At 57.5% G+C, this 6,835-nt stretch carries 8 protein-coding genes; 1 reads left to right on the forward strand and 7 read right to left on the reverse strand.

The features are described 5' to 3' along the window. The 3 genes from queC to queE form a co-directional block, all read right to left on the reverse strand. The coding region (gene queC, locus WB528_RS00930; RefSeq protein ID WP_423886557.1) for a 7-cyano-7-deazaguanine synthase QueC at positions 1 to 502 on the reverse strand (502 nt) is incomplete at its 3' end. A gap of 8 nt (positions 503 to 510) precedes the next feature. Beyond that, on the reverse strand, positions 511 to 876 hold the full coding sequence (gene queD, locus WB528_RS00935) for a 6-carboxytetrahydropterin synthase QueD (RefSeq protein ID WP_423886558.1): 366 nt from the start codon (positions 874 to 876) through the stop codon (positions 511 to 513). Next, positions 873 to 1,508 carry a 7-carboxy-7-deazaguanine synthase gene (queE, locus tag WB528_RS00940; RefSeq protein ID WP_423886559.1) on the reverse strand — a complete coding sequence of 212 codons (636 nt, stop codon included), beginning with the start codon at positions 1,506 to 1,508 and terminating at the stop codon, positions 873 to 875. Before queE ends, queD begins: the two co-directional genes overlap by 4 nt. A 309-nt stretch (positions 1,509 to 1,817) precedes the next feature. Between queE and WB528_RS00945 the strand changes: the two genes are divergently transcribed. Continuing rightward, positions 1,818 to 2,288, forward strand: a complete 471-nt coding sequence (locus WB528_RS00945) for a hypothetical protein (RefSeq protein ID WP_423886560.1) — start codon at positions 1,818 to 1,820, stop codon at positions 2,286 to 2,288. Positions 2,289 to 2,300: 12 nt separating this feature from the next. Here the strand turns inward: WB528_RS00945 and urtA are convergent, their stop codons facing one another. The 4 genes from urtA to WB528_RS00965 all read right to left on the reverse strand — a co-directional run. Then, positions 2,301 to 3,536 carry an urea ABC transporter substrate-binding protein gene (urtA, locus tag WB528_RS00950; RefSeq protein ID WP_423886564.1) on the reverse strand — a complete coding sequence of 412 codons (1,236 nt, stop codon included), beginning with the start codon at positions 3,534 to 3,536 and terminating at the stop codon, positions 2,301 to 2,303. A 53-nt stretch (positions 3,537 to 3,589) separates the two neighbouring features. Further along, complete coding sequence (locus WB528_RS00955; RefSeq protein ID WP_423886561.1) at positions 3,590 to 5,488, reverse strand: adenylate/guanylate cyclase domain-containing protein; 1,899 nt, start codon at positions 5,486 to 5,488, stop codon at positions 3,590 to 3,592. A gap of 153 nt (positions 5,489 to 5,641) precedes the next feature. Continuing rightward, entirely contained in the window at positions 5,642 to 5,860 is a 219-nt protein-coding gene (locus WB528_RS00960) for a hypothetical protein (RefSeq protein ID WP_423886562.1), read from the reverse strand. A 161-nt stretch (positions 5,861 to 6,021) separates the two neighbouring features. Continuing rightward, positions 6,022 to 6,835, reverse strand: an 814-nt coding sequence (locus WB528_RS00965) for a sulfatase-like hydrolase/transferase (RefSeq protein ID WP_423886563.1), incomplete at its 5' end; no start/stop codon positions are given.

Genomic DNA, 6,835 nt, shown 5'->3' on the forward strand with positions numbered 1-6,835 from the left:
ACATCAGAGGCGTTTCGACCACAAGACGCGCTTCCATGCCGAGATTGATCGCAACCTGAAGCGCCTTCACCGTGTCGTCGCGACAATCGGGGTAACCGGAATAGTCCGTCTCGCAGACACCCGTGACGAGAAATTTGAGCTTGCGCTGATGGGCGACGATGGCCGCGAAGGTCAAAAACAACAGATTTCTGCCGGGAACGAATGTCGCCGGCAACCCATCGGGTCGGGTGTCGAACGGCAGATCCGCGGTGAGTGCACTGACGCCGACCTGGCCGAGAACGCCGAGGTCGATGAGATGATCCCGGCCGAGCTTCGCTTTCCATGCCGAAAAGATCGCCCCAAGGCCCGCGCGCACCGGTTCCCGGCATTCCATCTCCACCCGGTGACGCTGACCGTAGGTGAACCCGACCGTTTCCACGTGGTCGTAACGCGACAGCGCCCATGCGAGACACGTCGTCGAATCCTGACCGCCGGAGAAAAGTACGAGCGCGCTTTCCGCCATGAGACTTCCTACCTGGAATCGGACCCATCATATTCCGCCCAGCAGTCAGCCGTCTCGTAGACTTTCACCGCGGAAAGCTGCGGAAGCTGGGTTTTGCTCCGGTCCCATATCCAGATCGCGATATTCTCTGCCGTCGGATTTTCAAGCCCCGCGACCTCGTTCAGACAGTGGTGATCCAGCGTCTTCAACAAGGGGGCGAACGCTTCCTCGAGATCGAAAAAATCGGCGACGAAGCCAGTGCGGGCGTCGACGGGCCCGCTCAGGATGAGTTCGACCCGATAGGAATGCCCATGCATCCGGTGACATCGGTGCGTCTTGGGAACGTTCGGTAGACGATGCGCCGCTTCGAAGCGAAATGCCTGGGATATTTTCATCTGATGCCGAGATGCTTGTGGGTCTGAACGCTCAGGCGCCATTTCGGATGAGCCAGGCAATATCCGATGGCATCGCGCGTGTTGGCGATAACGTCGGGACCGTCCATGGGCTGAAGCAGGAAATTGTCGAACGCGAGATCCGCAAAGCGTTCGGGTTGTGCGTCGGCTTGCGGGTAGACCAGTTTCAGTTCGTCGCCGCTGACGATCTCCAACCGCGTGCTCGACTTGGGACTGACGCAAATCCAGTCGATGCCATCGGGCGCAGGTAACGTGCCGTTGGTTTCGATGGCGATCCGGAAACCGCGGCCGTGAAGCGCGCCTACAAGCTCGTCGTCCACCTGCAGCAGGGGCTCTCCTCCTGTGAGCACGCAGAGACGATTGGCTTCGCCGCCGGTCCACTCTTTCTCGATCGCGTCGGCGAGTTCATCAGCGTCACGATATCGACCACCCTTGGTGCCATCAGTTCCGACAAAGTCGGTGTCACAGAAGGTACAGACTGCGGTGCCGCGATCGGCTTCCCGGCCGCTCCAGAGATTGCAGCCCGCAAACCGGCAGAACACCGCGGGACGGCCCGCCTGCAGACCCTCGCCTTGCAGCGTGAGAAATATCTCCTTGACCGTGAAAGAACCCATCGGAACCTTTATCAATTCGCGCGCCGGAATCGGATGCACGGTTAGCGCGGCAGCGGCCCGCCGTCCACCTTCGTGTTCTGCCGCGCAACGGAGATAATATATCGCTTTTACAAATAGTTAGCCAAGCAGCGGCTTTGACGGAGCGGCGGCCCGGGCGAGGGAAGGCCAGAACGGTCTCACACGTGGCGCTCACCGTTGATTTGCGGCGTGCGCATCGTTTCGAGGGCGAAAGGCTGGTGAGACGCGGAAGGCGCAAGTAGTACTATCCACCCAAAATCGGGGTTTATGGTTCAACGGGGGTAATTGGCCGTGAAGGAAGCGGTCGAGGATAGAATTGTATGGGGTCTCATCGGCAGCATGCTTCTAGGCTTGGCGGCCTTCTTCATGTGGCCTGCTTATGAACACTTGAACGGCGAGGCGACGGTCTATCGGATGTTCTGCACGTCCGACCGTAAGGACGACAGTCCATGCGCTCTCAAGCAAGAACTGACTTCGGTCACCGAGACTTACAAAGCGTTTCCCGACCAACAAAGCGTCATCGTTTGGATCGGCAACGACGCGCCCTCGAAGCTCAGCAGTTGTGCGGTGCGCGACGCGCTCAATTGGCGTTGCACGAGAACAGCTAAAGAAGGCGTGACGGTTGAACAGTCGATGGCGAACGGACAGCTCTCCGAGACTGTCGATGGATTCCTCTCGCCTGGTTTGGGACTTTTCTACCAAACGCCCCGCTGGCGCTGGTGGCTGGTGAAATTGTTAGAGACGGCAGGCTTGAGAAGATAGCCTTGACGCAGGTCACCATTCCTTGAATGTCGGCTCGATGCACCCGCCGCATACCCAAGGAAAGGTCCAATCGGCCGTACGCTTGGCGCTGTCGGGGATGTACCTGCTCCAGGCATCGGCTCGCACCGGATGAATTGACTGCCAAATGACATCGAAGGTCCCGGAAGAATTTATTTTGCCTATCATGACTGGCTTGGAAAGATGATGGTTGGTGTTCATCACAACCTCGAAGCCGCTCGGTGCCTTGATCCTTTGGCCGTACATGGCCTGCCGGACCGCATTTACGTCGGTGGTGCCCGCCTGGACGACGGCTTGCGCCCACATCCTGAAGCCGATGAAGGTGGCTTCCATCGGGTCACTTGTAGTTTTGTCTCGTTGCTCGTTGAAGTCCGCCCACATCTTGATGAACGCTATGTTTTCCGCTGACTTGATTGATTGGAAGTAGTTCCAAGCCGCCATGTGCCCGATGAGCGGGGTGGTGTCCACGCCGAACAATTCGCGCTCGCCAATGGAGAAAGCCATGACTGGAATGACGCTAGCGTCTACCTTTTGGGCAGCGAGTTCCTTGTAGAAATACGTATTTGCATCTCCGTTAATGGTTGATATCACCGCGGTCTTTTTTCCATCCGAACCGAAGGCCTTGATCCTCTTGATGATCTCTTGCCAGTCGGAGTGGCCGAACGGCGTATAGATTGTCATAATATCCTCCGGCGATACCCCGTTTGCGGTGAGAAACGCGCTCAAGATCCGGTTGGTGGTGCGCGGATAGACGTAGTCGGTGCCGAGCAGAACCCATCTGCGAACTTCACCGCCTTCCTTGCTCATCAAATATCGTACGGCCGGAATTGCCTGCTGGTTGGGTGCGGCCCCCGTGTAGAAAATGTTGCGCGAGCTTTCTTCGCCCTCGTATTGCACCGGGTAGAAGAGTAGGCCGTTCAGCTGTTCGAAGACCGGCAGGACGGATTTGCGGGAGGCGGAGGTCCAGCAGCCGAACACGACCACGGCCTTATCCTTCGTGAGTAATTCCAAGGCTTTTTCGGCAAAGACGTCCCAATCGGACGCCGGATCAACGATGACCGGTTCCAGTTTCCGTCCGAGCAGCCCACCCTTCTTGTTTTGATCCGCGATCAGCATGAGAACCGTGTCCTTGAGTACCAATTCGCTGATTGCCATGGTGCCGGACAGGGAATGCAGAATACCGACTTTGATGGTATCTTCGCCTGCGCGAGCCGCTGAAGCGGCGAGCATGAGCTGCAAACCGAGCAATCCCAGCACGATACCTCGCAGGACCGAAGCTGACTTCATACCGATCCCCCGACGAGCTCGAAAATTCGGGTTTCCTTTGTCATGCCCTTGGCAACAACCGACTCGAAGGCTCTGAACTGAAAGCAGTGCTGAACGCGCAAATAGACGTCTTCGCTCACAAGGATGGCGGTCCCAAACTGCTTGTTCAGGCCTTCGAGGCGCGCTGCCAAATTCACCGTGTTACCAAGGGCCGTATAGTTCATGCGCTCCGTCGACCCAAGGTTGCCGACGACGGCCTCTCCGAGATGAATGCCAAACCGCGTGAAGAATGGCTTCAGACCCTCCGTTTCAAACTGGGAGTTGAGCTTTTCGCACGCCAGTCTGCCCGCAAGAGCTGCCCGGCAGGCTCGCTCGACGTGGTCAGGCTGTGGATTTGGTGCGTTCCAGAACACCATCACGGCGTCACCGATGAACTTGTCGACCGTTCCGCCTTCGGCAAGGAAAACCTCTGTGAGCGCGGAGAAATAGCGCGACGTCTGGTGCATGAGAATGTCGGGGTCGGCGGACTCGGCGATAGTCGTAAAATCCCGGACGTCGGTGAAAACCACGGTAATCTCCTCTCGGACTCCGCCAAGCTCGGTGGAAATGGAATTATCAACAATCCGCTTGACGATCTCCTTAGGGACAAAGTGCGCGAACGACCATATGGCGCGCTGCGCGAGCTTCATCGCACTGCCAAGTTCGTGAACTTCCTTGATGCGTGAGGTGATCGGCGAGAGGTCTGGCTCAGCCAGCTTCTGGAGTTTGACTGCCTGAGCCGTTATGCTTTGCAAGGATCGAGACATTCCGCTGCCAAATATCCAAATGACCGGAATAAACGCAGCGCCTGCCATAATTGCGAGGATTAGTCCGGTGAACTGCAGCCTCCGAACGTCCTGGGCAAAGTCTTCTTGGGCCGCCAACAGCAATATGCTGGCGTCGTACTGCTCACCCAGAGTGAATTTTGCCACCCTGAACAAATAGTCCCGCCCGTGGTCGTCACGGATACGTCCGTCGTAGTGGTCGCGACTATCCGACCTTCGCAAGACTGCTGCCACGACCCCGGAGTTGATCTCCTTTATGTTTGGCAACTGCGGTTTGGATGGATGTGTCATCGCATCGACCGCGAATTTTGAAAAATTTGGGTGGGCGATAAGCGAGCCGGTCGAGTCGAAGATAACGACGATACCGTGCTCTCCAGGGCGTTGCGCCTGGACGAAATCGCTGAAGGTATCTAGCTTGAGATCGGCGGCAATGACGCCCGGCACTTTACCTCGCAAGGGTGCGCTAACCGTGATCACCGGTGCGCCGATGCTAAATGCAAGATAAGGCGATGAGACCACCGATCGGTCGGCTTTCATCGTCTCGCGATACCAGTGCCGATTGCGCGCGTCGTATCCGTATTTCCATAGATCAAGTTGTCCGATTTCGTTGCCCTGCTGATCTTCAAAAATTCGTCGCATGGGTAGTTCGCCACCGGGGGTCGGGCGGACCAAATTAATCGCGATGTCAGCCTCAGGCGTCGCACGCAAGCTGTTGCGCTGCTCATCGCTGAGATCGCCAATGCGCCGCACCTGCAACCAAGCGCCATTTTCGAAACCGGCATAGATACTATCCATTTGGGGCAGTTCCCGCAGTGCGGCTTTGAACAGTGGGATCGCACGACCGGTCTCGGTTTTTTCATTTGAATCGGCCACGCTTGAACTGGTCGCCAGCACATGCACCAACGAAGCTATAGCGGTTATCTCGGTCTGGAGGCGCCCGAAGGCCTTCGCGCTGGTTGCGTCCATATAGGCAGACGCGGCGTCTTGCGTGGCCCAACGAAGAGCCCGAACCTGAATAGCGATCAGGAGCGTTGCTAGAGCGACGATGAACGCCATCACCGCGACGGTGATTGAGGTTCGAAATGTCAACATCCCACGTTTGCCAGCAACGCCAGACATGCGGCCGCGATAACCCGTATTCTGAAGGCAGGATTCAGGACTACAAACCGAGGCGTTCGCTGACCGGCTACCATCGTAGCCATTACTTCGGCAGTTGCTTCGCCACTTTCGTACCCTGGAGGCACGTCAGGAGGTCGACATAATCCGGCGTGCCGCCAATGTTGGCTTTCTCGGTGCATTGCGATTTGTCCGAGCCAGAAATTGAGACCATTGCGTTTGCAATTGAGTCAGCGCCTGTTGTTCATCTGCAACGCATCTTTTGACCGTATCGTTCTGACCGATACTCAGTTCGAATGCCTGGGTGCCATCGACGCTTCTTCCGCGCGCGATATCGAATTCAGGCACGCCGCCCGCCACCGTTATGACGAGCTAGGTGTCCAAAGCGATCATCGAAAATGGAATCAACATTTGGGCCTCCCGATCAAGCGGGGTTTTTGTCGCCCGGTTCTCCTGGTGCCATCCGACGGGCGCCCCGGGTTGAGGCACCCGTCGCGGGGTTCGCGTGCCTACTTGGCCATTGCGGTCCTGGCAGCCTCGATTTTCGCCTTCACGGCATCCAGATTGAAGCTTGCGCCTCTTTGCATGGGAGGAAACTCGATCGCCGTCTTCGCCAGCTTTTCGACCTGTTGCTGAACAAACACGAAGCGCCAGAACTCGTATTTGAACCAATCGAAATATTGCTGCGCGCCTTCCCTTGTGCCGTTACCCGGCCACCCCGTGCGCTCGAACGGATCCAGGCGAAGATTGATCAGATACGGCACGTCGGGCTTGGTCTTGTCACCAAGCCAGCCGCCCGGCTGGTCGATGAAGCGGTATTTGTAGTCGTCGATGCGCACGGCGCCCAATTCGCTTTCACCGAAGTACCAGATTTCGTGCCGGTTCGACGGACCCTTGCCAGTGATCATGTCCATCTGGTTATAGCCATCCAAATGACACTTGTAGGTCGTGTCGCCGATCTGCTTTCCCTTCTTCAGCTCTTCGGCGATGTTCGGGTTACCGGCTGCGGCCACGAATGTCGGAAACCAGTCCAGCCCGGAGATGATGCCGTTCTCGACCTTGCCCGCCGGTACCTTGCCCGGCCAGCGGATCATGCAGGGCACGCGGAAGCCGCCCTCGAAAACCGTGCCCTTGCTCTGCGCGAATGGCGTCTGGCCCCCGTCAGGCCAAGTGAAGACCTCGGTGCCGTTGTCGGTGGTGAAGACGACGATGGTGTTGTCGTCGACGCCCATGTCCTTGAGTTTCTGCATCACGATGCCGACGTCATCGTCGAGCTGCGCCATGCCCGCCTCATGGATAGTCCAACCGTTCTTGGAGTTGCGC

It is taken from the genome of Bradyrhizobium sp. (assembly GCF_049586575.1).
In the GTDB taxonomy this organism is placed as follows: Bacteria; Pseudomonadota; Alphaproteobacteria; order Rhizobiales; family Xanthobacteraceae; genus Bradyrhizobium.